Origin of the sequence: Rhodoplanes sp. SY1 (genome assembly GCF_046000175.1) — a bacterium.
Lineage (GTDB): Bacteria > Pseudomonadota > Alphaproteobacteria > Rhizobiales > Xanthobacteraceae > Rhodoplanes.
In genome coordinates, this window is sequence record NZ_JBEOMB010000020.1 from 68,860 (window position 1) to 95,056 (window position 26,197).

Sequence of the window (26,197 nt, forward strand, 5' to 3'; positions counted from 1 at the left end):
CATAATATCGAACCGCCGTCCGGGAACTTACCCGGGTCGCTCGGCTTGGTCCGACGACGGGGCCGTGGCACGTCGGACGGCCATCCGACGTCAGACGAGGGACATTCGCATGTTCGGCAAGTCGCCTGCCGTGCCGCCGGTCCTGACGTCCCGGGCGCCGTCGTTGGTCGACCTCCTCGATCGTGCGGTGGCCGACCATCCGGACCGTCCGGCGATCGACTTTCATGGCCGGACATACACGTACCGCCGACTCGGCGAGCTGGTCGACAAGGCGGCCTGCGGCTTTCAGCAGCTCGGCGTGCGACCCGGTGTGCGGGTCGGGCTCTGCCTGCCCAACACGCCGTTTCACGTGATCAGCTATTTCGCCGTGCTGAAAGCCGGCGGCATCGTGGTCAGCTTCAATCCGCTATACACGGTTCCGGAGCTGAAGCATCAGGTCGAGGATTCCGGCACCACCCTGATGGTGACGCTCGATCTCCGGCTGATCTATCCCAAGATCGCGGCGCTGCTCGACGACACCGGTCTCGAGCGCATCGTCGTCTGCGCGCTGGGCGACGTGCTGCCGGCGACCAGAAGCCTGCTGTTCTCGACCTTCGGACGCAGCCAGCGCGCGGCGGTGCCCCGCGATCTCCGCCACGTCCCGTTCGCCCGCCTGGTCGAGAACGACGGGCGCCTGCGTCCAGTCACGACCGATCCGGCCCGCGACGTCGCGGTCCTGCAGTACACGGGCGGGACCACCGGCGTGCCCAAGGGCGCGATGCTCACCCAGGCGAACCTCGCGTCCAATGCCGAGCAGCTCCTCACGGTCATTCCGGACGCCCGGCCGGGGGCCGAGCGCATGCTCGTCGTCCTGCCGCTGTTCCACATCTACGCCATGACGGTCGCGATGAATCTCGGCCTGCGGATCGGCGCCGAGCTGATCCTGCTGCCGCGCTTCGACGCCCGCAAGGTGCTCGAGACGCTGATCCGCAAGCGCGCCACCATGCTGCCCGGCGTGCCGACGCTCTACACGGCGGTCGCCGAGGCGGCCGAGAAGGCCGGCGTGACGCTGCCGCATCTGCGCGTCTGCATCTCCGGCGGGGCGCCGCTGCCGGACGAGGTGCGCCGACGCTTCGAGGCGGCGTCGGGCTGCCGTCTGGTCGAGGGCTACGGGCTCTCCGAGGCGTCGCCGGTCGTGACCTGCAATCCGCTCGACGCCGCGCGGGCCGGCTCGATCGGCCTGCCGCTCCCCGGCACCACGGTCGAGATCCGCGATCCCGCGCGGCCGTCGCGCCGCCTCCGCGACGGCGAGAAGGGCGAGCTGTGCGTGCGCGGGCCGCAGGTCATGAGCGGTTACTGGCGGCGGCCCGACGAGACGCGGACGACCTTCGTCGACGGGGCGCTGCGCACCGGCGACATCGGCTATCGCGACCCGGACGGCTATCTCCACGTCGTCGACCGCATCAAGGACGTGATCCTGTGCGGCGGCTTCAACGTCTATCCGCGCATGATCGAGGAGGCACTGTATCGCCATCCGGCAGTGCGCGAGGCGGTGGTGTCGGGGTTCCGGATCCCTATCGCGGCGAGGTGCCCAAGGCCTTCGTCAGCCTGCGGGCGAACGCAACCGCGACCGTCGACGAGCTGCGCGGCTTTCTGACCGAGCAGATCTCGCGCACCGAGATGCCGCGCGAGATCGAGTTCCGCGACAGCCTCCCCCGCACCATGATCGGCAAGCTCTCGAAGAAGGAGCTGATCGCCGAGGAGGCCGCCAGGACCGAGAAGGCGCAGGTCGCCTGATCGCACCCGCGTCGCCGATCATGTCCGCGTCGCCGATCACGTCCGCCCTGCGTGCGCGCGCCGCGGCGTCGGCCGGCGCCGACCAGGGAGGTTCGTGATGAGGAGAGCCGTGATCGCCGGCTATGTCCGCTCGCCCTTCACGCCGGCCCGCAAGGGCGGGCTCGCGACGGTGCGGCCCGACGACCTCGCCGCCCATGTGGTGCGCGCCCTGATCGCCGCGACCGGCGTGCGGCCGGACGACATCGAGGACGTGCTGGTCGGCTGCGCCTTTCCCGAGGGCGAGCAGGGGCTCAATCTCGGCCGCATGGTCGCGCTGCTCGCCGGCCTCCCGCAGGCGGCCGGTGGCGCCACGGTCAATCGCTTCTGCGGGTCGTCGATGTCGGCCGTGCACGCGGCCGCGGGCGCGATCGCCATGAATGCCGGCGACGTGTTCGTCTGCGCCGGCGTGGAGAGCATGAGCCGGGTGCCGATGCTCGGCTTCAACCCCCTGCCCAATCCGGCCCTCGCGGAGGCGTGGCCCGGGGCCTATCACGGCATGGGCGAGACCGCCGAGGCGGTGGCGGCGCGCTGGTCGATCTCGCGCGACGACCAGGAGGCCTTCGCGCTGCGCTCGCAGCGCCGCGCCGCCGCCGCCCGCGACGCCTGCCGGCTGAGCCGCGAGATCGCCGCCGTGCCGACGCGGCGCGACGACGTCGCGGCCGACGAGTGCATCCGAGCCGACACCACGGCCGAAGGGCTCGCCGCCCTCGCTCCGGCCTTCGATGCCGACGGCACCGTGACGGCCGGCACCAGCTCGCCCGTCACCGACGGAGCCGCCGCCGTGCTGGTCTGCGCCGCGGACTACGCGACGGCACACGACCTGCCCGTGCTCGCCGCGATCCGGTCGGTCGCGGTCGCCGGCTGCGCGCCCGAGCTGATGGGCATCGGCCCGGTGCCGGCGACCCGCAAGGCGCTCGCCCGCGCCGACCTCACGACCGACCGCCTGGACGTCGTCGAGCTCAACGAGGCCTTCGCGGCGCAGGCGCTCGCCTGCATCCGCGACCTCCAGCTCTCGCTCGACCAGGTCAATCTCGACGGCGGCGCCATCGCGCTCGGCCATCCGCTCGGCGCCACCGGGGCCCGCATCGTCGGCAAGGCGGCGAGCCTGCTGGCGCGCGAGAAGGGCCGCTACGCGCTCGCCACCCAGTGCATCGGCGGCGGCCAGGGCATCGCCACCGTGCTGGAGGCGGTGTGATGGCGGAGATCGGCCGCGTCGCCGTGATCGGAGCCGGCGTCATGGGGGCCGGCATCGCCGCCCATGTCGCGAATGCCGGCGTCCCGGTGCGGCTTCTCGACGTCGTGCCGCCCGGCGCCACGCGCCGCGACGTGCTCGCCGAACGGGCGATTGCGGCCTTGCTGAAGACCGAGCCGGCGCCGTTCATGAGCGCGGGCGCCGCGAAGCTGGTGACGCCCGGCAACATCGAGGATCATCTCGACGCCCTCGCCGAGGCCGACTGGATCGTCGAGGCGGTGACCGAGCGGCGCGACGTCAAGCGGGCGCTCTACGCGCGGATCGAGGCGGCGCGGCGGCCGGGCAGCGTCGTCTCCTCCAACACCTCGACGCTGCCGCTCGCGACCCTGACCGACGGCCTCCCCGACTGCTTCGCAGAAGATTTCCTGATCACCCACTTCTTCAACCCGCCGCGCTACATGCGGCTGCTCGAGCTGGTCGCCGGGCCGAGCACCCGCGCCGACGCCGTGGCGGCGGTGACGCGCTTCGCCGACATTCGCCTGGGCAAGACGATCGTGCGCTGCCGCGACCGGCCGGGCTTCGTCGCCAACCGGCTCGGCGCCTTCTGGCTGCAGACCGCCGTGGTCGAGGCGATCGATGCGGGGCTCGCGATCGAGGACGTCGACGCGCTGTTCGGCAAGCCGATGGGGCTGCCGAAGACCGGCGTGTTCGGGCTCATCGACCTGGTCGGCCTCGACCTGATGCCGCAGATCACGGCGAGCCTCGCCGCGGCGCTGCCGGCCGAGGATGCGTTCCAGGCCCGGGTCCGGCCCCTGCCCCTCGTCGAGCGGCTGATCGCCGAGGGCTTCACGGGCCGCAAGGGCCGCGGCGGCTTCTATCGACATGATCGCACCAGTGGCCGCAAGGACGCCGTCGATCTGGCGACCGGCGAGGTCCGTCCCGCCCGCAAGCCCGACGTCGCGGCGATCGCCGAGTCCGACGGCTCGCTCGCCGCCCTGCTCGATCACGACAGCCCGCACGGCGCCTATGCGTGGCGGGTGCTCGGCGCGACGCTCGCCTATGCGGCCTCGCTGCTCGGCGACGCGGCCGACGACGTCGCCGCGATCGATACGGCGATGCGGCTCGGCTACGGCTGGACGCACGGGCCGTTCGCGCTGATCGATCGGCTCGGCCCGACCTGGGTCACCGAGCGCCTCGCCCGCGACGGCCACGCCGTGCCGCCCGCACTCGCCGCGGCGACGGCGCGCAGCTTCTACCGGGTCACCGACGGACGGCTCCAGGTCATAGGCCGTGACGGACGTCATCGCGACGTCGTGCGACCCGACGGCGTGCTGCTGCTGGAGGACGTCGCACGCGCTGCCCCGCCGGTGCTGCGCAACTCCGCCGCCGCGCTGTGGGACATCCGCGACGGGGTCGCCTGCGTCTCGTTCACCACCAAGATGAACACGATCGATCCCGACGTGCTGGCGCTGCTGCGCGACGCGATCGGGCGCGTGCAGCGGGAGTTCCGGGCGCTCGTCGTCTACAACGAGGGCGAAAGCTTCTCGGTCGGCGCCAATCTCGGCCTCGCGCTGTTCGCCGCCAACATCGCGGCGTGGAGCGAGATCGAGGCGCGCGTCGCCGAAGGCCAGGAGACCTACCGGGCGCTCAAATACGCGCCGTTCCCGGTGGTCGGCGCGCCGGCCGGCCTGGCGCTCGGCGGCGGCTGCGAGATCCTCCTGCATTGCGACGCCGTGCAGGCGCATGCCGAGACCTATATCGGGCTGGTCGAGGCGGGTGTCGGCCTCGTCCCCGCGTGGGGCGGCTGCAAGGAGATGCTGCACCGGTGGAGCACGGTCGCGACGCTGCCGCGCGGCCCGATGCCGCCGGTCGTCAAGGTGTTCGAGACGGTCGGCACCGCGATGGTCGCGAGGTCGGCCGCGCAGGCGAAGGAGCTGCTGTTCCTGCGCGCCGGCGACGGCATCACGATGAACCGCGATCGCCTGCTCGCCGACGCCAAGGCGCGGGCGCTGGCGATGGTGGACGGCTATGCGCCGCCCGCGCCGCCCCGCCTCGTGCTCCCCGGGCCGGCCGGGCGGGTCGCGCTCGGCATGGCGATCCGCGACCTGCGCAAGCGCGGCAAGGCGACGCCGCACGACGTGGTGGTCGCCGGCGCGCTCGCCGACGTGCTCTCGGGCGGCGCCACCGACGTCACCGACACGCTGGCCGAGGACGATCTGCTGGCGCTGGAGCGGGCCCAGCTCCTGCGCCTGGTCCGCGAGCCCGGCACGCTGGCCCGGCTCGAGGCGATGCTGACCACCGGCAAGCCGCTGCGGAACTGATCACGACGAGGGAGACGCGCCATGCCGGCCTATCGTGCGCCGCTGCGCGACATGCGCTTCGTGCTCGACGAGCTGATCCCGGCCCTCGTGCCGATCCGTCTGCCGGCGGACGAGGAGCATCCGGCCGACGAGATCGGCCAGGTCCTCGCCGCGGCGGGGCACTTTTGCGAGACCGAGCTGGCGCCGCTGAACCGCGTCGGCGACGAGGAAGGCTGCATCTTCGAGAACGGCACGGTGCGCACGCCGTCGGGCTTTGCCGAGGCGTATCGGCGTTTTCGCGAGGCCGGCTGGACCGCGATGGGCTGCGACCCGGAGCACGGCGGCACGCCGCTGCCGGCGACCGTGACGACGCTGGTGCAGGAGATGATCTCGTCCGCCAACCTCTCCTTCGGCATCTATCCGGGGCTGAGCCAGGGCGCCTACCGGTCCTTGAACGGCCACGCCTCGGCGGCGCTGAAGCAGCAGATCCTGCCGCGTCTCGTCGACGGCACCTGGACCGGCACCATGTGCCTGACCGAGCCGCATTGCGGCACCGATCTCGGTCTGCTGCGCACCCGCGCGGTGCCGCACGACGATGGCTCCTTTCGGCTCACCGGGACGAAGATCTTCATCTCGGCGGGCGAGCACGACCTCGCCGACAACATCGTCCATCTGGTGCTGGCCCGGATCGCCGGCGCGCCGAACGGCGTGAAGGGCATCAGCCTGTTCGTGGTGCCCAAGCTCCTGCCCGCCGCGGACGGCACCTTAGGCGACGACGGCGCACCGGGCCGGCGCAACGGCGTCCGTTGCGGCGGCATCGAGCACAAGATGGGCATCAACGGATCGTCGACCTGCACGATCCATTTCGACGACGCCACCGGCTGGCTGGTCGGCGCGCCGCACACCGGCCTGCGCGCCATGTTCACGATGATGAACGCGGCGCGGCTCGCGGTCGGCGTGCAGGGGCTCGGGCTCGCCGAGGCGTCCTACCAGGGCGCCGTCGCCTATGCGCGCGAGCGCCTCCAGGGGCGAGCGCCGTCCGGCGCGAAGCATCCGGAGCGGCCGGCCGATCCGATCGTCGTGCATCCGGACGTGCGCCGCATGCTGCTCACCCAGCGCGCGATCGTCGAGGGCTGTCGGGCGCTCGCCGTGTGGACGGCGCGCCATCTCGACCTCGAGACACAGCCTCCCGATCCCGCCGTCCGCCGGGAGGCGGCGGATTTCGTCGCCCTGATGACGCCGATCGTCAAGGCGCTGCTGACCGATCTCGGCTTCGCGGCGACCAATCTCGGCGTCCAGGTGCTGGGCGGGCACGGCTACATCCGGGACAACGGCATGGAGCAGCACGTCCGCGACGGCCGCATCGCGATGATCTACGAGGGCACCAACGGCGTGCAGGCGCTCGACCTGGTCGGCCGCAAGCTCGGCCTCGCCGCCGGACGTCCGCTGCGCCGCTTCTTCCACCCGGTCGCCGCGTGGCTCGAGGCGCATCGCGACGACGCGGCGCTCGCCGAATTCGTGCGACCGCTCGACAAGGCGTTCGTGCGGCTGCAGCAGGCGACCGCGAAGATCGCCCGGGCCGGCCTCGCCGATCCCGACGAGGCGGGCGCCGCGGCGTCCGACTATCTGCGCCTGTTCGGCCTCGTGGCGCTCGCCTATCTGTGGGCCCGGATGGCCGCCCTCGCGCTCGCCCGCACCGACGCGCACGAGCGCGGCACGGGTGAGGCCGGCGCCGGTGAAGTGAGCGCGGGTGAATCGGGCGCCGGGGACGCCGGCCGCGACCCGGATCGCTTCTACGCCGCGAAGCTCGCGACCGCCCGCTTCTTCTTCGACCACATGCTGCCCGAGACCGGCGCGCTGTTCGCCGTCATCATGGCCGGCGGCCGATCCGTGACCACGTTCGAGGAGGCCGCATTCTGAGCCGCGACGCGCCGCGCGGGACGCGCGACCTCGACTCCGACCAAGATCGACCGTCGCGCCGGCACGGTGACGACGCGCGACATCGCGCATCGCCGTCACCTCGTCGGGCCGACCGGCATTGTAGTCGGTCGCGCGCGAGGTGTCCGGCCCGCGTGGCCGGACACCGTCACGCATCGTCGTGATTGCTGTTGGGACCAGCCGGACCGTTCGTCCCCCAGCGTGAGCAAGTTTCAGGAAGAGAGGTCGGTCACGCTCAAGCGAGCCACCGAGCGATGTCCTCGGCCTTCGGCAGGCCGCCGGCATGGACGACCTTGCCGTCGACGACGACGCCGGGCGTCGACGCGATGCCGTAGCCGGCGATCGCCGCATAGTCGGTGACCTTCTCGATGGTGACCGCGATGCCGAGCCGGTCGGCTTCGGCCTTCACCATGTCGGCCGTGGTGACGCAGCGCTTGCAGCCGGGACCGAGAACCTTGACGTCCTTCATGACGATGCACTCCTATGCGAACAGAAGATTGAACAGCAACCCCACGGCCAGGATGCCGGTCGCGACCACGGCGACGAAGACGGCGATCAGCCGCGCGGTGAGCACCTTGTGCAAAATGATCATTTCCGGCGCCGAGAGCGCGATGACGCTCATCATGAAGGCAAGCACGGTGCCGAGCGCCGCGCCCTTGCCGAGCAGCGCCTCGACCACGGGGATGATGCCGGCCGCGTTGGAGTACATGGGCACGCCGAGCACGACGGCCGCCGGCACCGACCACCAGGCGTCGCGCCCCATGATCGCGGCGAGCAGGTCGGCCGGGACATAGCCATGGATGAAGGCGCCGGCCGCGATGCCGGCGATGACCCAGATCCAGACGCGGCCGACGATGTCGACCACGGCCTCGATGCCGGCCTTCAGTCGATCGACGATCGTGACCTCGACGTCGGGGATCTCGGCGGCGCTCGAGCGCACGTTGCGGACCCAGTCCTGCAGCCAGCCCTCGAGATGGAAGCGTCCGATCACCCAGCCGGCCACGATGGCGATGCCGAGGCCGAAGCCGAGATAGGCGAGCGCCACCTTCCATCCGAGCAGCGCGAGCAGCAGTCCGAGCGCGACCTCGTTGACCATCGGGGCGGCGATCAGGAACGAGAAGGTGACGCCGAGCGGCACCCCGGCGCTGACGAAGCCGATGAACAGCGGCACGGCCGAGCACGAGCAGAACGGGGTGACGATGCCGAGCGCGGCGGCCGCGACATTGCCGACCCCTTCGTGCCGCCCCGCCAGCAGCGCCCGGGTGCGCTCGGGGGAAAACCAGCTGCGCAGGACCCCCATGCCGAACACCACCAGGGTGAGCAGCATCAGCACCTTGGGGGTGTCGTAGACGAAGAACGCGACGGCGTCGGCGAGATGGCTGCCGGGCGCGAGCGGCAACTGGCCGACGAGCCAGTCAGAGAACGGCTGAAGCTGGGCATAGACGAGAACCCATGCGACCAGAAACGCCGCCGTGCCGGCGAGCCAAAGCCCCGTCCGCGGGACGGTTGCCAGCTCGGTGTCGGACGCGGTCATGCGGCCACCCTCTTTTCACGCGCCGGCAGCGCCAGAACGGCTTCGACGACCGCGACGACGCGCGGATCGAGATTCGGATTGCGGCGATACCGAACCCACTGCGCATCCCGGCGATCGACCACCAAGCCGGCCACCTTCAGCACGCCCATGTGACGCGACATCCGCGATTGGGTGGCCCCGAGCTTGTTCATCAGCTCGCACACGCAGTGCTCCTGCCCGTCCCAGAGGAGGCGCACGGCCCCGAGCCGGGTCTCCTCGGCGAGCGCGGACATGAGGTCCGTCGGATCCATCAGGGCTGTCCCGTTCTCGGATTGGGAGGGCATACGCAATCACGCTTATGCGGATAGCCGCATTTTAGTCCGAGATATCGTTCGGTCAAGCACCTCGTTACTTCCCTCCGCCCGTTTCCGGAAAGGGCGGCCGGCGCCGATACGCAGCCCCTCCCGCAGCTGCAACTTCGACGCATGCGTACCGACGTGTACGGTGCGGTCGATAGACTCGGCTCGCCGACGCGACGTCCATCAACCTCGCCGCGCGGCCGACCTGTCCGAACGAGAGAAGTATCTGCCCTTCGCGCAGGCTCTCTCCCCCGCTAGCCGGTCACCAGCCGGGGGCGGCCGACAGACCGACGAAGCGATCCGGCACATCGTGGAGGCGAAGTGGATAGGACGACAAGCCGGCACTTGCGTCGATTCCACGCTTCCATTATCGTGGAATTATGGAAGCAAGGGACGCACTCCTCGGATTCTCGGCCTTATCGCAGATGACGCGGCTGGATGTATTCCGACTGCTCGTGGAGCACGAGCCGAACGGTCTCGCTGCCGGAGAGATCGCCCGGCGTTTGGGCGTGCCGGCGAACACCATGTCCGTCCATCTCGGCATGTTGGCACGTGCCGGCCTCGTCACGGCCGGACGGCGCAGCCGCTCGATCGTCTATCGCGCAAATGTCGCCGCTGGTCGCGCGTTGGCCGGCTTTCTCCTCGACGGCTGCTGCGGCGGCCGGCCGGAGCAGTGCGGCGATGTCCGAGCAGTCGAGGCGTCAGGACCTCCTATCGAATTTCCCACGCGCAGGACGACGCCCATGACGGGACATATTTACAATGTTCTCTTCCTCTGCACCGGCAACACGGCCCGCTCGATCCTGGCCGAGAGCATTCTGCGCAAGCACGGCGGCGGTCGGTTCAACGCGTTCTCGGCCGGGAGCCAGCCGAAAGGCACCGTGAATCCACTTGCCTTGAAGGTGCTGGCCGACGGTGACTACCCCACGGAGGGGCTGCGTTCGAAGAGCTGGAGCGAGTTCGCGGCACCGGACGCGCCCGTGATGGATTTCGTGTTCACGGTCTGCGACAACGCAGCCGGCGAGGCGTGCCCGTTGTGGCCCGGCCAGCCGATGACGGCGCATTGGGGGATCGAGGATCCGGCCGCTGTCGACGGCACCGAGATCGAGAGGGAGCGGGCCTTCGTCCAGGCCTTCAAATACCTGAAGAACCGCATCTCCGTGTTCAGGTCCCTGCCGATCGCGGGGCTCGACCGGCTGGCGCTGGGAACCAAGCTTCACGACATCGGCCGGCTCGACGGCGCCACCGCGCAAAGCTCCAAGGTCGCCTGATGGCGCCATGCTGATTCTCCTTCTCCTGACGCGGACGAAACCGACATGACGACCTCTTCGACTGCCGAATCGCCGACTGCCGGATCGCGCCGCACGTCAATCATCGCGACGGTACTTGCGCTCGCCCTGGCGGGACTGACCGGCGAGACCGCCTGGAGCCAGTCGTCGTCGCCGGCGACCACGGCCCCGCCGCTGCACGGGGCTGGGTCGACCTTCGCGGCGCCGCTCTATAAGAAGTGGATCGAGGAATACAGCGTCGGCCGCGGTGCAGGCCCGATCGACTATGACGCGGTCGGCAGTGGCGAGGGCGTCAGGCGCTTCATCGCCGGCACGGTCGATTTCGCCGGCAGCGACGAGATCATCACCCAGGCGGAAGCCGCAAAGCTGCGCGAGCCGGCCGTGACGGTGCCGATCACGGCCGGCATGATCGTGCTCGCCTACAACATCCCGGGCGTGACCAGCGAGATCAAGCTGCCGCGGGAGGTCTATCCCGACATCTTCGCCGGCCGGATCAAGCGCTGGGACGACCCGCGCATCAGGGCCGCCAATCCCGGCCTGGCCCTGCCGTCGCGCGACATCGTGCTCGTCGCCCGGCAGGACTCGAGCGGCACCACCGCGGCGTTCGTCAAGCACCTCGCCGCCGCCGACCCGGCGTGGCGCGCCAAGGGCATGGGCGTCGGCAAGCAGATCGACTGGCCGAAGGGCACGATGCTCGCGCCGGGCAACGAAGGCGTCGCGGGGCGCATCAAGATCAGCGAAGGCGCGATCGGCTATGTGGAGTATCGCTTCGCCCAGAAGCTCGGATTGCGGATGGCGGCCCTGCAGAACAAGGCCGGCACGCTCGTGACCCCGACCGCGCGTGCCGGTGACCTCGCTCTCGCCGGTCGCGCCGCCAAGGTCGACACGCTCGACGCGTCCGTCGTCGATCCCTCCGACCCGGGCGCCTACCCGATCACGACCTACAGCTGGATGTTCCTCCGTCCGCACTACGATCGCGCCAAGGGACAGGCGCTGCGCGACTTCGCCCAGTGGGTTCTGTCGCCACAGGCCCAGACCTACGGCGCGCAGCTCGGCTACCTCCCGCTGACGGACGACATCACGGCGATCAGCAAGAGCGCGCTCACCGGCCTCTCGTTCTGAGGTCGCTCCGAGGCTGGGGCCTTCCGCCTCACCACTCACGACGGGTCCGCACCATGGACGTGATCATCTACCACAATCCGCAATGCGGCACCTCGCGCAACACGCTGGCGATGATCCGCAACGCCGGCATCGAGCCGCACGTGATCGAGTACCTGAAATGCCCGCCGAGCCGTGCTCTGCTGGTCGACCTGATCCGGCGCGCCGGGCTGACCCCGCGCGCCTTGCTCCGCGAGAAGGGCACGCCCTATCACGAGCTCGGCCTCGCCGATCCGGCGCTCCCCGACGATGCGCTCGTCGACGCCATGATGGAACACCCGATCCTGATCAACCGCCCGCTGGTCGTGACGCCGAGCGCCGTCCGCCTGTGCCGCCCTTCCGAGCTGGTGCTCGACCTGCTGCCGCCGCAGCAGGGCGAGTTCCGCAAGGAGGATGGCGAGCTGGTGGTCGACGCCGCCGGCCGGCGCGTCGACGCCGCGTGAAGGAGCCGACATGTCCACGTTCGAACGTTATCTGACCGTCTGGGTGGCGCTGTGCATCGTCGTCGGCATCGCGCTCGGCCATCTCATGCCGGGCGTCTTCCAGGTCGTCGGCGGCGCCGAGATCGCCAAGGTCAACCTGCCCGTGGCGGTGCTGATCTGGCTGATGATCATCCCGATGCTCTTGAAGATCGATTTTGCCGCTCTCGGGCAGGTACGAGAGCACTGGCGCGGCATCGGCGTGACGCTGTTCATCAACTGGGCCGTCAAGCCCTTCTCGATGGCGGCGCTCGGCTGGCTCTTCGTCGGATACCTGTTCCGGCCGTGGCTGCCGGCGGACCAGATCAACTCCTACATCGCGGGCCTGATCATCCTGGCGGCCGCCCCCTGCACCGCCATGGTGTTCGTGTGGTCGAACCTGACCAAAGGCGAACCGCATTTCACCCTGTCGCAGGTCGCCGTCAACGACGTCATCATGGTTTTCGCCTTCGCGCCGATCGTCGGCCTGCTGCTCGGCCTGTCGGCCATCACGGTGCCGTGGGACACCCTGGTGCTTTCGGTCGTACTCTACATCGTAGTGCCGGTGGCGATCGCCCAGGTGATGCGCCGCCGCCTGCTCGCCTCGGGCGGCGAGCCGGCGCTCGCCCGCGCGCTGGCGCGGCTCGGGCCGGTCTCGCTCGTCGCGCTGCTGGCGACGCTCGTTCTGCTGTTCGGCTTCCAGGGCGAGCAAATCCTCGCTCAACCGACGATCATCGCGCTGCTCGCCGTGCCGATCCTGATCCAGGTCTACTTCAACTCCGGCCTCGCCTATCTGCTCAACCGCCTCGCCGGCGAGCAGCACTGCGTTGCCGGGCCCTCGGCCCTGATCGGCGCTTCGAACTTTTTCGAGCTCGCCGTGGCGGCCGCCATCAGCCTGTTCGGGTTTCAGTCCGGCGCAGCGCTCGCCACCGTGGTCGGCGTGCTGATCGAGGTGCCGGTGATGCTGTCCGTGGTGTGGATCGTCAATCGCAGCAAGGACTGGTACGAGCGCGGCACCGCCGCGCGGCCCGTGCCACGGGAGGGCTGAGTCGGGCACGAGTGAGCCGGCTGGTCGAGCGGAGCGGGGCGGGGGACGAGCACGGACGCGCCGCATGTCCCGCGGGCAGCGAACGTCTAACGGCGCGCCCGGGCGGCGCGTGCAGGTGCGGTGGCGCACTGCACGGACGCGCCGCGGCGTGTCGCGTAGTGTCGCGTCGCTACACGAGATGTACGCGTCACTCACCATCCCGGCGCGTGTGAGCATCGATTTTCTCTAGCGTTCGCCTCAGTTCGATACTAGCATTAGAGAATAACAACTAATCAGATTTGGGAGAGCCCTGTGACCTCGATCGTCTCGTTCGACGCAGGCTGAGCCGCCGTTTTCCGCCGAGCCGGTTCGCCCTCCAGTGGAGGCGCAACTCTGCTTCGGCCGATCACGCACAGCCCTTGGTCTGCCGGTCTCCGGCGGACGTGCTTCCATTCGACAACGATGATGACCGCCGACGCATCGACGTCGCGGCTAGGGAGAACGTCATGAAGCGATGTGATCTGATGGTCGAGGTGGGCCGCCGCCGGTTTCTCGGCGGCCTTGGCGTCGCCGCGGCGGGCGCCGCCGCGTCCGCCGCCGCGGTGCCGCACGCGGACGCAGCCCCGGCGCCGGCCCTGGTCGAGTATCCTTCGCGCCGGCTCGCCAACCTGTCACAGCTGAAGATCGACGAGCCACTCGCCGTCGCCTATCCGGACAAGGATGCGCCCGGCGTGCTGATCAAGCTCGGCACGCGGGTGCCCGGCGGCGTCGGCCCCGACGGCGACGTCGTCGGCTACTCGACCGTCTGCCCGCACAAGGGCTTCCCGCTCGCCTATGTCAAGGAGGACCGGACGCTCAACTGTCCGGGGCACTACGCCCGCTACGACTGCGAGAGAGGCGGCCAGCAGATCTGGGGGCACGCGACCCAGAACCTGGCGCAATACGCGCTGCGGGTCGACGGCAAGGGCGACATCCACGCCGAGGGCGTCGACGAGCTTCTGTACGGCCGGCTCAACAACGTGCTGTGAGGAGATCGCCATGACCTACAAGCGGCACGTCGATCGCCTGCCGATCATCCCGACCAGCGCCAAGGAGCACAACGTCACCTGCCACTACTGCATCGTCGGGTGCGGCTACAAGGCCTACACTTGGCCGATCAACCAGCAGGGCGGGTTCGCCGCGACCGCCAACAAGCTCGGCGTCGATCTCGGCAAGCAGCAGCCGGCCGAGACGGCGGCCTGGTACGCACCGTCGATGTACAACATCGTCAAGCAGGACGGGAAAGATGTTCATCTGGTCATCAAGCCCGATCCAGACTGCGTCGTGAACTCCGGCCTCGGCTCCATCCGCGGCGCCCGCATGGCCGAGAACCACACCTCGCTGCAACGCGGCACCCAGCTCGCCCGCCTGACCACGCCGATGGTGTGGCGCTACGGGGCGATGCAGCCGACCGACTGGGACGACGCGCTCGACCTCGTCGCCCGCGTCACCGCGGCCGTGATCGACGAGCAGGGCGAGGACGGCCTGTTCGTCTCGATGTTCGACCACGGCGGCTCGGCCGGCGGCTACGAGAACACCTGGGGCACCGGCAAGCTCTACTTCGGCGCCATGAAGGTGAAGAACGTCCGCATCCACAATCGGCCCGCCTACAACTCCGAGGTCCACGCGACCCGCGACATGGGCGTCGGCGAGCTGAACAACTGCTACGAGGACGCCGAGCTCGCCGACACCATCGTCGCGGTCGGCACCAACCCGCTGGAGACCCAGACCAACTATTTCCTCAACCACTGGATCCCGAACCTGCGCGGCACCTCGCTCGACAAGAAGCGGCGCGAGCTTCCAGGCGAGCCGGTCGAGGCGGGCCGCATCGTCATCGTCGATCCGCGCCGTACCCTCACGGTCTCGGCCTGCGAGACCGAAGCCGGCAAGGACCGGGTGCTGCACCTCGCGATCGAGCCCGGCACCGATCTGGTGCTTTTCAACGCACTCCTCACCTACGTTGCCGACAAGGGCTGGATCGACCGCGACTTCATCGCGGCGAGCACGCTCGCCGCCGCGCAGGGACCGGCCTTGATCTCGCGACCCGGCGGTGGTGGTGTCGACACGGCCGATCCGCTGACCGACTTCGCCGCCGCAGTCGCGGCCAACCGCACCACCATCGACGAGGCGGCGCGCATCACCGGCCTGAAGCCCGAGGACATCGTCAAGGCGGCGCAGTGGATCGCCGAGCCGAAGGCCGGCGGCAAGCGCCGCCGCACCATGATCGGCTACGAGAAGGGCATCATCTGGGGCAACGACAACTACCGCACCAACGGGGCGATCGTGAATCTCGCGCTCGCCACCGGCAATGTCGGCCGGCCCGGCGGCGGCGTGGTGCGCCTCGGCGGCCATCAGGAGGGCTACTCGCGTCCCTCCGACGCCCATGTGGGTCGGCCAGCCGCCTATGTCGACAAGCTGCTGATCGAGGGCCGCGGTGGCGTCCATCACGTGTGGGCCTGCGACCACTACAAGACCACGCTGAACGCGATGGCGTTCAAGCAGGTCTACAAGCGCCGCACCGACATGGTGAAGGACGCCATGAACACGGTGCCGTGGGGCGATCGCCAGGCGATGGTCGACGCGATCATGACGGCGATCCGCCAGGGCGGGCTGTTCTCGGTCGACGTCGACATCGTGCCGACCCAGATCGGCCAGGCGAGCCATGTCTGGTTGCCGGCCGCGATCGCCGGCGAGATGAACCTCACCTCGATGAACGGCGAGCGCCGCATGCGGCTCACCGAGCGCTACATGGACCCGCCCGGCGACGCCCTGCCCGATTGCCTGATCGCGGCGCGGCTCGCCAAGGCGATGGAGCGGGTGCTGCGCGAGCGCGGCAAGGCGGCCTATGCGGACCAGTTCAAGGGCTTCGACTGGGCGACCGAGGAAGACGCCTTCATGGACGGCTATCACAAGCACGAGAAGGGCGGCCAGCACGTCACCTACGCCAGGCTGCGGGCAATGGGCACCAACGGCTTCCAGGAGCCGGCGACGGGGATCGACAAGGAGCGCATCGTCGGCACCAAGCGCCTCTACACCGACGGCAAGTTCTCGAGCAAGGATGGCAAGGCGCGGTTCATGATCACGCCGTGGCGCGGCCTGCAGGCCGCCGGCAAGGCCGAGCAGAAGGCGAAGTACGCCTTCCTGATCAACAACGGGCGCACCAACATGGTGTGGCAGAACGCCTTCATGGACCAGCACAACGAGTTCGTGATGGATCGCATGCCCTGGCCGTTCATCGAGATGAACCCCGACGACATGAACGAGCTCGGCGTCGCGCCAGGCGACCTGGTCGAGGTCTACAACGACGCGGGCTCGACCCAGGCGATGGCACAGCCGACGCCTTCGGCGAAGCGGCGGCAGACCTTCATGCTGTTCGCCTACCCGACCGGCGTGCAGGGCAACGTCATCAACGGCGGCGTCAACGAGCTGGTGATCCCGAACTACAAGCAGACCTGGGCCGACATCCGCAAGCTCGCCGCGGCCCCGGAGGCGGCACGCCGGCTCAGCTTCAAGTCGGCGGAATACCGCACCTGATGCGACGTCGGCGCCGAGATCGATCGTGGTCTCGGCGCCTTCGCGTCACTCCTCGTGCCAGCCCGTCACCATCATCTTGAACAGGCTGCTCACCCGCGTCCCGGTGGTGCCGAGATAGATGTGCGCCACCATGAAGGCGACGATCATGGCACCGACCATGTAGTGCAGCACCGCAACGGGCAGCAGGCCATCGACCCCGAAGGCACGCTTGGGCGCGAGGTCGGGCCACATGAAGACGAGACCGCTGACGATCAGGAGCGGCATCAAGAGATACATCACCACCCAGTAGATGATCTGCTGCAGCGCGTTGAAGTTCGCCTCGAGGGTCGGCGGATAGGGATGATGCTCGCCGCGGAAGATGCCATAGGCGTAGAATCTGGTCTGCCGCCAGCAGCGCTCGAAGAAGCCATCCGGTTTGGGCACGTACTGCCACCAGTTGCCCGAGACGATGTTGGCGACGACGAAGACCACGTAGAGACCGGCCACGGCGAGCCCGGCATTGTTGTGCAGCATCACGGACAGCCGGAACGGCACCAGCGGCGCGTCCGGCGAGGCGAAATGCAGGCTGACGCCGGTGACGGTCAGCACCAGCATCAGCACCGCGTTGCTCCAGTGCCAGAGGCGGATCCACAGCGGCAGGATGAAGATGCGCTCGCTCATTTGCTGCCTCCCCGTCCCAGCCCCGCCACCACGCGGCCGAGGCCGTGCAGGGCGACCCCGCCGAGCGCGAGCACCACCAGGGCGATGCCGATGGTGTCGAAATAGGTGTTGCGGGTGGCGCCGATCACATAGGCCTGCCCAATGAGGGCGCTGTTGACGAAGCCGAGCCGCGCCCCTTCGGTCTCCGCCTGCCAGCGATAGAGCCGCGTGCGCAAGGCAGTGTTCTGGGTGTGGCAGGTGACGCAGTTCTGCTCGGCCCGGTCCTTGTTCAGAACCTCGTGCGACAGGCTCAGGCTCCGCGTGGTGGAGGCCGGCGTGTGGCACTCGACGCAGCGCACCGCCGCCCAGTGTCGCTGCGTGTTGGGCAGCCAGGCGTGGATCGCATCGAGATCGGGCCGCTTCTTCGGCACCGGCAGCGGACGTGCCGCGGCCGCGAACTTCTCGTCCGAGCCGTGGCAGCCGATGCACATCGCGTTGTCCTGCTTCACGATCAGGGCGGGATCGCGCAGCCGTGCGGCGGTCTGATAGACGTGCGAGTCGTGGCAGCTCGAGCAGGTGAACGTGTCCTTCAGGTTCTTGGCGTGGACGCTGCGCGCGACCTGCGGCTCGATCCGGAAGGTCTTCTGGGCATGGCATTCGGCGCAGGGCAGCGTCTCCGCCTTGCCGCTCGCCGCGCCGACATGCGGGTACTCGCGATAGCCGCCGGTGTGGCAGGTGCGGCACGCCATGCCGGCATGGATCGACGTGTCGAACCGGGCGATGTCGACCAGGAGGCCGGACAGCGTCTTCACGTCCATGTCGTGGCGTGGCAGCGCCCGCAGGCCCGCCTCGCTGTGGCAGGACGTGCATTCCGCGTTCTGCCGGCGCACCATCGCGGCGGTCTCGGGATCGGCGGACGGCAGGCCCTTGGTCTGCGCCGAAGCCGGACCCGTCAGGGTGGCGGCGACCGCCATCACGGCCGCGCCGAAGAGCCATCGTGTCATTGCATGCGACATGGTCCATCTCCGGGAACCGTGCCCGCGGCCGGGACGCAGCCGAATGCCGAAGCATCCCCGGCCCGATCGACGGACATCGCGAACCCCAAAGAGTCCTCGTGGAGGATCTGCGCGGTCACGCGCGCCAGCGCGGCGTAGAGCGGCTCGCGCGCCTGCGCGGCGAGCGCGCGGCAATAGCCCGGCACCCAGACCATCAGATGCCGGTCGAGGAACCGTCGCCGATGGTCGCGGGCGGCGGCGAGATCGTCGTCCGCCCCGTCGCGCGCGGCGGCGTCCTCGGCGGCGCACAGCGCCGCGACGAAGCGCAGCTCCTCGGCGAGCTGGTCGCACGGACCGGCGAAGCCCCGCTCGTCGTAGCCGGCCACCCGATAAGCCTCGGCGACCGCGGCCGCGACGGTGCCGACCGCGGGATCGTCACGCCACACCGACTCGTAGGGCGGCGGCGGGCCGTAGCCCTCCTGCAGGCCGCCGAACAGGCGAGTGTGTTCGACACCGAGTCGCAGGGCGATGTCCGGCGCGCCGTCGCGCAGCGGCGCGAGCAGCTCCGCCGCGAGCCCGCCGGCTTCGTCGCGCGCCGCGTCGCGCGTCAGCCGCGCGATCGTCTCGGCCGACAGGGGTCTGCCCCAGAGCCCCGCGAGCAGGCCGTAGACGCTGCTGCGCATCGCGGCCGGAAGCGGATCGGGATGCGGGGTCATTGCTTGGCGATCCCGTAGAACGGCGTCGCCAGCGCACCCTCGCCGCGATGGCAGCCCATGCAGGTGCCGCGATCGACCGCGCCCGGATAGGCGGCGAGCGGGAACTCCTCCTTGCGCAGATACTGGATGTTGTCGGGGAACTTCACGCCCGAATGGCAGGTCACGCACTGGATCGCCATGAAGCGCGTGTGGATCCGATGGAAGCGGCTGCCGATCTCGAGGTTGTACTTGTCGCCCGGCGAGACGTCGCCCTCGCGGATGAGATCCGAGAGGATGCCGGCGCCGACCGGCTTCTCGGGGGCGGCCGCATCCTTGACGACCGCATCCTTGGCGGCCGGAGCCTTTGCGACCGGATCCTTGGCGACGGTGGGCTGCTGGGCGAGCGCCGGCGCGATGCACAGCGCGGCGGCGAGCAGCAAGGGGAACAGCGGCTTCATCGCTCGCCTCCTTCCAGCACGTAGTAGACCTGCGGACCGGCCCCGTATTCACGCTTGAGCTGGGCCGCCTTCTTGGTGCCGATCTGCCTGGCGACCTTGGAGGTGGGATCGTCGACGTCGCCGAAGGCGCGGGCGTCGACCGGGCAGACGAGATCGCAGGCGGGCGTGTATTGCGGGTCCTTGCCGATGCGGTCGGTCTTGCCGTCGGCCACGGCCTTCTCCAGCTTGTGCCAGCAGAATGTGCACTTCTCGGCCTTGCCGGCCTGCTTGCGATGGGTCCAGTGTCGCTCCGCCGCCGGCACCGCTTCGACCGGAGTCGGTGCCTCGCCGGGATAGAGGGTCGCGAGCTTCGCCCCGTTGATCTGCGGCACGCCGTAGGGGCAGACCGCCGCGCAGTAGCCGCAGCCCGTGCACTTGTCGTAGTCGATCAGAACGACGCCGAGCTCGTTCTTGGTGATCGCCTTGAAGCCCGCCTTGTCGCAGGCGAGCTTGCACGGGGCGTTCTCGCAATGCATGCAGTTCATGGTGACGAAGGTGCGATAGACGTTCGGGAACGTGCCGCCTTCGGACTCCACCATCACGTTCCACGGCGAGTCCGGCGTGAAATTGTTCTCGACCGCACACGCCGCGACGCAGGCCCGGCAGCCCATGCACCGCTTGGTGTCGATCACGCGAACGAGCTTCATGATCGGGGCTCCTCTCAGGCCTTGGTGATGCGGCACTTGGTGTCGTTGAACGAGTTCATCCCGGAGATCCTGTCCGGGTGGAGCTCGAGCACGCGGTTCACGTCGATTCCCTTGCGGGCGTAGGCCGGGTAGCTCGGCAGCGTCTGGCCGTAGTGGTAGGAGATGCCGACCGTGTCGGGCCGGATTCCTTCGGTGAACTTGCAGCGGCCCGTGACCTTGCCGACCCGCGTCTCCACGATCACCTCGTCACCATCGACGAGACCGAGCTTGCGCGCCGCCGTCGTGTTGATCAGCACCCGGTTCTCCTGGGTGTCCTTGCCGAGGGCGAAGTTGAGGATCGGGTTGGTGTTGCTGCACGCCATCTGGTTCCGGTACATGCTCTTGAACGTGATCAGGTAGAAGGGCATGTCGGCGGCCTCCCGGTGGGGCGTCGGGAAGGCGTGCTCCTTGCGCGGGATCGGCGAGTAGGCGATCTGGTACTGGGCGACGTCGATGTTCCTGATCCCGTTCTTCTCGACCGTCTGCTTCACCTTCTCGAACGTGCCGGCCATGGAGTCGGCGTAGAGCTGCATCTTCGGCTTGCCCGGCCCCTTGAACTTGTCCTCCACGCCGGACATGTACACCCGCTGCGGCGTCTTCTTCGACGCCACGAAGCCCTCCTTGACGGCGATGTCGAACGACTTGCCGCCGGTGGCGTTCAGCCAGATGGTCTCGACCGCCTCGCGCGGGGTGTACTCGCGTCCCTTCTCGAACTTGTGGGTCTTCAGGCCCCATCGCTCGTTGATCGCATCCACATAGGCGTCGCGGATGCCGAGCCGCTTCGACAGCTCCCACAGGATCGTGAAGCCGTCGTGCTGGAGGTTGTAGGGGTTGACGATCGGCTGCCGGATGCCGGTGTTGCTGGCGAACGGATGCGACCGCGTCGGCGCGAAGTGCCAGGACTCCAGGAACCCGAGATCCGGCAGCACGATGTCGGACATCCACGCCGTCTCGGTCATGTTGATCTCGATGGTGACGTTGAACGTCTTCTCCATCGACTTGAACTGCGTCGTCGTGTCGGAGGTCGAGACCGGACGGTTGGTGGCGTAGAAGATCTGCATCTCCGGCTCGTAGGGCAGACCATAGGCCTTCGGATCCAGCACCGTCAGCGCGACCTGCTGGCAGACGTCGTGGTGGCCGTTGGGGAAGTAGACGCTCTTGGCGAGGTCGACGCGCTTGGGCGGATACTCGCAGTAGGCCGGCGCCATGTAGGCCGGGCTGCGGCCGACCGGACCGAGGATCATGCCGCCGACCGCGTCGGGATTGCCGATCAGCATCTGCAGGATCAGGCCCGAGCGCCAGTTCTGAACGCCGAACTCGCGCGCCGTCATGCCGCGCCAGGTGTGGATCATCACGGGGCGGTAGCGGTGCGTGAGATCGCCCACCTTCGTGGTCGTGCCGATGCGGGCCTCGCGGCCGATCATCGCGGCGAGCTCGCGGATCGTCTCGACCGGCACGCCGGCGATCTCGCCGGCCGCCTCCGGCGTCATCTCGCCGAGGCTCTCGGCGAAGACGTCGAACGCGGTCTTCACCGGCTTGCCGTCGACCGTGAAGCTGCCGCGCAGCGCCGGCACGACGCCGGCCTCGAACGGCCTGGCGCTCTTGCTCGCCGTGTCCCACACCAGCGGCTTGTCGCCGGCTCGCAGGATGCGCCCGTCGGCGCCGACGAGCTGCGGCGCGTTCGTGTAGGTCACCAGAAAGTCGGTGTCGATCTGGCCGGCCTCGATCAGCAGCCTGGACAGCGCGAGCACGATCGCGACGTCCTTGCCGGGGCGCACCGGGATCCACATGTCGGCCTTGGCGCCGACATGCGAGAGCCGCGGCTCGACCACCACCACCTTCATGCCGCGCTCGCGCGCGTCGGTCACGGCGTGGTCCATCCAGCGCGCGAACTGCTCGGCCTCGAAATAGTTCGAGCCGAACACCACGAACAGATTGCAGTGCTCGATGTCCGGCAGGAAGCCGTGATAGCCCCAGGTGATGTCGTCGGCGACGTGACGGGCGGATTCGCACGTCGTCGTGCGATGGATGATGTTCGGCGTGCCGAAGGCCTTGCCGAAGGCGAGCGGGAAGTTGTCGCCGATGAGATACTTCCCGTGGCCGTGCTGCCAGATCAGCTTGGACGGGTTCGTCGCCTTGATCCGCGCCATCCGCTCCGTGATGGTCGTGAACGCCTCCTCCCAGGAGATCTCGACCCACTTGGGATCCTGATCGAGGCCCTTCTTCGGATTGGTGCGCTTGAGCGGCGTCTTGACGCGATAGGGGTTGTACATCTGGAAGGCGCCGGCGACGCCCTTCGGGCAGATGCCGTGATTGAACACGTCGCGGCGTGCCGGATCGGTGCCGATCGAGCGGATCACGCCGCCGACCTTCTTCACCTCGATGCCGCAGAAGTTCACGCAGTGCACGCAGATGCTCTTGATGGTCTCGGCCGCGGCGGCCGGCGCGGCGGCACCCGGTGTCGCGGCGCCCTGCGCGACAGCGGGCCGGAGCGGCGTGAGCATCGGCGTAACGCCGGTCGCGGTCGCCAGCGCGGCGAGCGACGCGAAGCCCTTCAGAAGGTCACGTCGCGACGCGCTCCCGGACTCGCCATGCACCCCGCCATCGGGAGTGGCGTCCGTCGCGAGGGTGTGAGTGAGCGGCGCAGACGACGCTGTCATGGGCATATCCTCTCGACGATCCGGCCATGGGCGCGGCACACGGGTTCGCGGGCGCGGCCGAGACCACGCGGAATGAGCTGTTCGGATCGGGGGTAAGGTGCGGAATCCGTCTCCGGCCGGAGACGGCCTTCAGGGGCCGGGCCTCCACGGCAGAAGCGCCGCGCCGGTTCGCGCCGAGACACGATCTGGACTGTCAGATCCCGTTGCAGACGGACGGCGGCGATGGCTGCACATGGGAGTCACGCGGTGGGGAACCAGTGCCGTGGAGCATAGGCGCCGCACTTTCGAACGCCTTGAGATAACTCAATAAGTCATTGTTCCAATTTGGTAACGTCCATCGTCGCCGGCCCCCGGAGCGGCACCGAGGCGTAACGCCGCCCCGCTCACGTTACGCTCCGGTAACACCCTGGACGTCGCGTTACGCAGGAGGGACACATGCGTCGGTTCCTGATCTCGCTGGTCTTCGCGATGCTGTGCGTCGCCCCCGCGCGCGCCGACCCGCCGATTCGCTTCGGCCTCACGGCGGCGGTCGTGCGAGAGCATCTGGATCTCTACGATCGTCTCGCCGCGTATCTCGGTCGCAAGGTCGGCCGCACCGTCCAGATCGTCCAGCGCCGCTCGTATCGCGAGGCGATGGAGCTGATCGAGAACGGCGAGCACGACTTCGCCTGGATCTGCAGCCTGCCCTACGCCAAATATCGCGACTCGCGACGCTTCGGCCTCCTCGCCGTGCCGGTGTTCCGCGGCGAGCCGCTGTACCGATCTTATCTGATCGTGCACCGGTCGAGCCCGGTGCAGACCATGGCGGAGCTGGAGAAGCGCGTCTTCGCCTATTCGGATCCGGACTCCAATACCGGCTACGCGGTGCCGCGCCGGCAGATCCACGAGCTCGGGCGCAATCCCGACAGCTTCTTCCGCCACACCTTCTTCACCTACGGCCACACCGAGCAGATCGAGGCCGTCGCGGCCCGCCTGGCCGACGGGGCCGCGGTCGATTCCTACGTCTGGGAGTTCCTGGCCCGCCACGGATCGCCGCTGACCAACGACACCCGGATCGTCGCGCAGTCGGAGGCCTACGGCTTTCCGCCGCTGGTCTACCGGGTGGGCGTCGACCCGGCGCTCCGCGAGCGGATGGCGACCGCGCTCCTGACCATGGACAGCGACCCGGACGGCCGCCGCCTCCTGGCCGAGCTGATGCTCGACCGCTTCACCACGCCCGATCCCGCCCTCTACGACGGGGTCGGCCGGAACATCGATCGCCGCTGATGCGCCTTCCGCCGTCTCCGAGCCTCTCCGTCAAGCTGCCGCTCGTCCTCAGTCTCGTGGTCGCGACCGTCGCGGCGACGATCGGGGCGGCCATGGTCTATCAGGACCGCAGCCGGCTGCGCGACGAGCTCGAGGGCAAGGCGCTGCTGCTCGCCCGCGCGGTCGCCGTCACGACGCCGGAGCTGCTGCTGCGCGGCGACACCTGGTCGCTCTACAAGGTGCTCCGGCAGATCACCCAGGGCACCGAGCGCGGCGGCGAGGCGGCGACCGTGGCCGCCATGGTGCTCGATCCGGCGGGCCTCGTGCTGTCGCATCTCGACCCCGCCGCGTTCCCGATCGGACTGCCGGCGGCGCGCGAAAACTCCGCCGAGCACCGTCTGATGCAGGCGGCCCTCCGCATGACGGCGCCCGGCGTGCTTGACGGCGACGGCTTCGTCGAGGGCGTCGCGCCCGTCCAGACGGGAGGGCGCACCATCGGGATCGTCCGGGTCCAGCTCTCGACCCAGGAGCTCGACCGGACGACGCGGAGCGCAAGTATCACCGTGCTGCTGCTCACGCTCGGCATGACCCTGGTCGGCAGCCTGATCGGGGCAGCCTGGTCGGTCCGCGCCGTTCGCCCGCTGCGCAGCCTGGCGCAATCGATGGAGCGGATCGGTCGCGGCGAGGTGACGCTACTCCCGGTGTCGCGACGCGACGAGATCGGCCAGCTCGTCGACAGCTTCAACCGCATGGCGGTCGAGCTCGACGAGAAGCGGCGGCTCGCGGCCGAGCTGGCCGCCAACGAGAAGGTGATCGCGCTCGGGCGCATCGCCGCCGGCGTCGCCCACGAGGTCAACAATCCGCTCGCCGGCATGCTGAACTGCCTCAGCACGCTGCGGGCCAAGGCGAACGACCCGGAGCTGGTGGCGCGATACCTGCCTCTGATCGAGAAGGGGCTGCGGCGCATCGGCGCCCTGGTGAAGGATCTGCTGATCGAGCTGCGCGTCGAGGACGCGCGGGAGCCGGCCGATCCGTCCTGCCTCGAGGACATCCGCGATCTCGTCGCGGCCGAGATCGATCCGGCCCGCATCGCGCTCGCCTGGGACAACGGCCTCCAGCCGGGCGACCTCCTGAACCGACCCAAGATGCAGCAGGTGCTGCTCAACCTGATGCGCAACGCGGTCGACGCGATGCCCGAGGGCGGCCACCTGTCGTGCCGGTTCTGGGGCGAGCCGACCGATCTCTGGTTCGAGGTGACGGACACGGGGCACGGCATCGCGCCGGCGAACACGCAGCGCATCTTCGACCCGTTCTTCACCAGCCGGCCGAACGGCACCGGCCTCGGCCTGTGGATCGTGCTCCGGCTCGTCCGCTCGATGGGCGGCAGCATCGATGTCGACAGCGCCGCCGATCGCGGCACCACGTTCCGCATCCGCATTCCCCGGGAGACCGATCTTGTCGCGCAGCCAGCCTGATCCTCATCCGATCCTGATCGTCGAGGACGACGAGATCATGCGCGTGTCGCTGGAGGACCGCTTCCGGCTGGAGGGATTTACGGTCGTCTCGGCGGCGACGATCGACCGGACGCGCCGCGAGCTCGAGCTCGGCCCGAAGCCGTGCCTCGTGATCACCGACGTGCGGCTGCCCGACGGCAGCGGGGCCGAGCTGTTCGACTTGTGCCGCACCACCCTTCCCGGCGTGCCGGTGGTGGTCATGACGGCGTTCGGATCGGTCGCCGACGCGGTGCGCCTGGTGAAGGCCGGCGCCCTCGACTATCTGGAGAAGCCGTTCGACCTCGACGATCTCGTCGATCTGGTGCGTGTCACGGTCCGCAGCCCCGAGCCCGGCGACGACCGCAGCCTGCGGAGCAGCCTCGAGGAGGCGGAGCGCGCCGCCATCGTCGACGCCCTCGCCCGCAACGACTGGGCCGTCACCAAGACGGCGCAGGGGCTCGGCATCTCGCGAAAGAGCCTGTGGGAGAAGATGCGCCGCTATCGGATCGAACGCTGACGCGCAATGGCCGGTGGTCGATCTCGATCACGTCGCGCATGGCCGACGGTCGGGGACGACGGCAGACCCGGCCCCGATGGCCCCTCTCGCCGACGCGGCGCGTCACGAGGTCTCCGAGACGGGCCCGCGATTGTGACCCACATCAATG

At 69.3% G+C, this 26,197-nt stretch carries 23 protein-coding genes and 1 pseudogene; 15 read left to right on the top strand and 9 right to left on the bottom strand.

Annotated features, from left to right (window positions below; genetic code table 11):
• Nucleotides 1-109 precede the first annotated feature (109 nt).
• From ABTU92_RS07320 to ABTU92_RS07340, 5 genes are all read left to right on the top strand, one after another.
• A complete protein-coding gene (locus ABTU92_RS07320) occupies nt 110-1,636 on the top strand; it encodes a long-chain-fatty-acid--CoA ligase (RefSeq protein ID WP_408089120.1) in 1,527 nt (508 codons plus the stop codon).
• Nucleotides 1,567-1,776, top strand: a complete 210-nt coding sequence (locus ABTU92_RS07325) for an AMP-binding enzyme (RefSeq protein ID WP_408089122.1) — start codon at nt 1,567-1,569, stop codon at nt 1,774-1,776. The genes ABTU92_RS07320 and ABTU92_RS07325 overlap by 70 nt, the downstream gene beginning before the upstream one ends.
• A gap of 97 nt (nt 1,777-1,873) precedes the next feature.
• Nucleotides 1,874-3,010: a thiolase family protein gene (locus ABTU92_RS07330; RefSeq protein WP_408089124.1), complete on the top strand. Its 1,137-nt coding sequence runs from the start codon at nt 1,874-1,876 to the stop codon at nt 3,008-3,010.
• Complete coding sequence (locus ABTU92_RS07335; RefSeq protein ID WP_408089126.1) at nt 3,010-5,328, top strand: 3-hydroxyacyl-CoA dehydrogenase/enoyl-CoA hydratase family protein; 2,319 nt, start codon at nt 3,010-3,012, stop codon at nt 5,326-5,328. The genes ABTU92_RS07330 and ABTU92_RS07335 overlap by 1 nt, the downstream gene beginning before the upstream one ends.
• Before the next feature lie 21 nt (nt 5,329-5,349).
• Complete coding sequence (locus tag ABTU92_RS07340) at nt 5,350-7,227, top strand: acyl-CoA dehydrogenase C-terminal domain-containing protein (protein WP_408089128.1); 1,878 nt, start codon at nt 5,350-5,352, stop codon at nt 7,225-7,227.
• A gap of 253 nt (nt 7,228-7,480) precedes the next feature.
• Here the strand turns inward: ABTU92_RS07340 and ABTU92_RS07345 are convergent, their stop codons facing one another.
• The 3 genes from ABTU92_RS07345 to ABTU92_RS07355 are packed head-to-tail and all read right to left on the bottom strand — an operon-like array spanning nt 7,481 to nt 9,069.
• On the bottom strand, nt 7,481-7,714 hold the full coding sequence (locus ABTU92_RS07345) for a thioredoxin family protein (protein ID WP_408089130.1): 234 nt from the start codon (nt 7,712-7,714) through the stop codon (nt 7,481-7,483).
• A 12-nt stretch (nt 7,715-7,726) separates the two neighbouring features.
• A complete protein-coding gene (locus tag ABTU92_RS07350) occupies nt 7,727-8,779 on the bottom strand; it encodes a permease (RefSeq protein WP_408089132.1) in 1,053 nt (350 codons plus the stop codon).
• Complete coding sequence (locus tag ABTU92_RS07355) at nt 8,776-9,069, bottom strand: ArsR/SmtB family transcription factor (RefSeq protein ID WP_408089134.1); 294 nt, start codon at nt 9,067-9,069, stop codon at nt 8,776-8,778. The genes ABTU92_RS07350 and ABTU92_RS07355 overlap by 4 nt, the downstream gene beginning before the upstream one ends.
• A gap of 473 nt (nt 9,070-9,542) precedes the next feature.
• On the opposite strand from ABTU92_RS07355, the pseudogene ABTU92_RS07360 reads away from it, so the two are divergent.
• The 7 genes and pseudogenes from ABTU92_RS07360 to ABTU92_RS07390 form a co-directional block, all read left to right on the top strand.
• Nucleotides 9,543-9,674, top strand: a pseudogene (locus ABTU92_RS07360) (winged helix-turn-helix domain-containing protein); the annotation flags it as partial.
• A gap of 186 nt (nt 9,675-9,860) precedes the next feature.
• Entirely contained in the window at nt 9,861-10,388 is a 528-nt protein-coding gene (locus ABTU92_RS07365; protein WP_408089219.1) for an arsenate reductase ArsC, read from the top strand.
• 45 nt (nt 10,389-10,433) lie between these two features.
• A complete protein-coding gene (pstS, locus tag ABTU92_RS07370) occupies nt 10,434-11,528 on the top strand; it encodes a phosphate ABC transporter substrate-binding protein PstS (protein ID WP_408089136.1) in 1,095 nt (364 codons plus the stop codon).
• Nucleotides 11,529-11,581: 53 nt separating this feature from the next.
• Nucleotides 11,582-12,007, top strand: coding sequence for an arsenate reductase (glutaredoxin) (arsC, locus tag ABTU92_RS07375; protein ID WP_408089138.1), 426 nt, complete (start codon nt 11,582-11,584; stop codon nt 12,005-12,007).
• A 10-nt stretch (nt 12,008-12,017) separates the two neighbouring features.
• Nucleotides 12,018-13,070, top strand: coding sequence for an ACR3 family arsenite efflux transporter (gene arsB, locus ABTU92_RS07380; RefSeq protein WP_408089140.1), 1,053 nt, complete (start codon nt 12,018-12,020; stop codon nt 13,068-13,070).
• A gap of 485 nt (nt 13,071-13,555) precedes the next feature.
• The gene (locus tag ABTU92_RS07385) at nt 13,556-14,077 is read left to right on the top strand and encodes an arsenate reductase (azurin) small subunit (RefSeq protein ID WP_408089142.1); all 522 of its coding nucleotides are present in this window, start codon (nt 13,556-13,558) and stop codon (nt 14,075-14,077) included.
• Between the two features lie 10 nt (nt 14,078-14,087).
• Nucleotides 14,088-16,622 carry an arsenate reductase (azurin) large subunit gene (locus ABTU92_RS07390; RefSeq protein WP_408089144.1) on the top strand — a complete coding sequence of 845 codons (2,535 nt, stop codon included), beginning with the start codon at nt 14,088-14,090 and terminating at the stop codon, nt 16,620-16,622.
• A 45-nt stretch (nt 16,623-16,667) separates the two neighbouring features.
• On the opposite strand, the gene ABTU92_RS07395 is transcribed toward ABTU92_RS07390, so the two are convergent.
• From ABTU92_RS07395 to ABTU92_RS07420, 6 genes are read right to left on the bottom strand one after another with little or no spacing between them, the layout of a single operon-like run.
• Nucleotides 16,668-17,282 carry a cytochrome b/b6 domain-containing protein gene (locus tag ABTU92_RS07395; protein ID WP_408089146.1) on the bottom strand — a complete coding sequence of 205 codons (615 nt, stop codon included), beginning with the start codon at nt 17,280-17,282 and terminating at the stop codon, nt 16,668-16,670.
• Complete coding sequence (locus ABTU92_RS07400; protein ID WP_408089148.1) at nt 17,279-18,265, bottom strand: cytochrome c3 family protein; 987 nt, start codon at nt 18,263-18,265, stop codon at nt 17,279-17,281. Before ABTU92_RS07400 ends, ABTU92_RS07395 begins: the two co-directional genes overlap by 4 nt.
• Entirely contained in the window at nt 18,262-18,972 is a 711-nt protein-coding gene (locus ABTU92_RS07405) for a molecular chaperone (RefSeq protein WP_408089150.1), read from the bottom strand. Before ABTU92_RS07405 ends, ABTU92_RS07400 begins: the two co-directional genes overlap by 4 nt.
• The gene (locus tag ABTU92_RS07410; protein WP_408089152.1) at nt 18,969-19,409 is read right to left on the bottom strand and encodes a hypothetical protein; all 441 of its coding nucleotides are present in this window, start codon (nt 19,407-19,409) and stop codon (nt 18,969-18,971) included. Before ABTU92_RS07410 ends, ABTU92_RS07405 begins: the two co-directional genes overlap by 4 nt.
• Nucleotides 19,406-20,095 carry a 4Fe-4S dicluster domain-containing protein gene (locus tag ABTU92_RS07415; RefSeq protein ID WP_408089154.1) on the bottom strand — a complete coding sequence of 230 codons (690 nt, stop codon included), beginning with the start codon at nt 20,093-20,095 and terminating at the stop codon, nt 19,406-19,408. The genes ABTU92_RS07410 and ABTU92_RS07415 overlap by 4 nt, the downstream gene beginning before the upstream one ends.
• A 14-nt stretch (nt 20,096-20,109) precedes the next feature.
• The gene (locus ABTU92_RS07420; protein WP_408089156.1) at nt 20,110-22,794 is read right to left on the bottom strand and encodes a molybdopterin-dependent oxidoreductase; all 2,685 of its coding nucleotides are present in this window, start codon (nt 22,792-22,794) and stop codon (nt 20,110-20,112) included.
• 435 nt (nt 22,795-23,229) lie between these two features.
• Here ABTU92_RS07420 and ABTU92_RS07425 point away from each other — a divergent pair, with 435 nt between their 5' ends.
• The 3 genes from ABTU92_RS07425 to ABTU92_RS07435 are packed head-to-tail and all read left to right on the top strand — an operon-like array spanning nt 23,230 to nt 26,049.
• The gene (locus ABTU92_RS07425) at nt 23,230-24,060 is read left to right on the top strand and encodes a PhnD/SsuA/transferrin family substrate-binding protein (RefSeq protein ID WP_408089158.1); all 831 of its coding nucleotides are present in this window, start codon (nt 23,230-23,232) and stop codon (nt 24,058-24,060) included.
• The gene (locus ABTU92_RS07430; protein WP_408089160.1) at nt 24,060-25,514 is read left to right on the top strand and encodes an ATP-binding protein; all 1,455 of its coding nucleotides are present in this window, start codon (nt 24,060-24,062) and stop codon (nt 25,512-25,514) included. Before ABTU92_RS07425 ends, ABTU92_RS07430 begins: the two co-directional genes overlap by 1 nt.
• Complete coding sequence (locus ABTU92_RS07435) at nt 25,495-26,049, top strand: response regulator (RefSeq protein ID WP_170145693.1); 555 nt, start codon at nt 25,495-25,497, stop codon at nt 26,047-26,049. Before ABTU92_RS07430 ends, ABTU92_RS07435 begins: the two co-directional genes overlap by 20 nt.
• Nucleotides 26,050-26,197 lie beyond the last annotated feature (148 nt).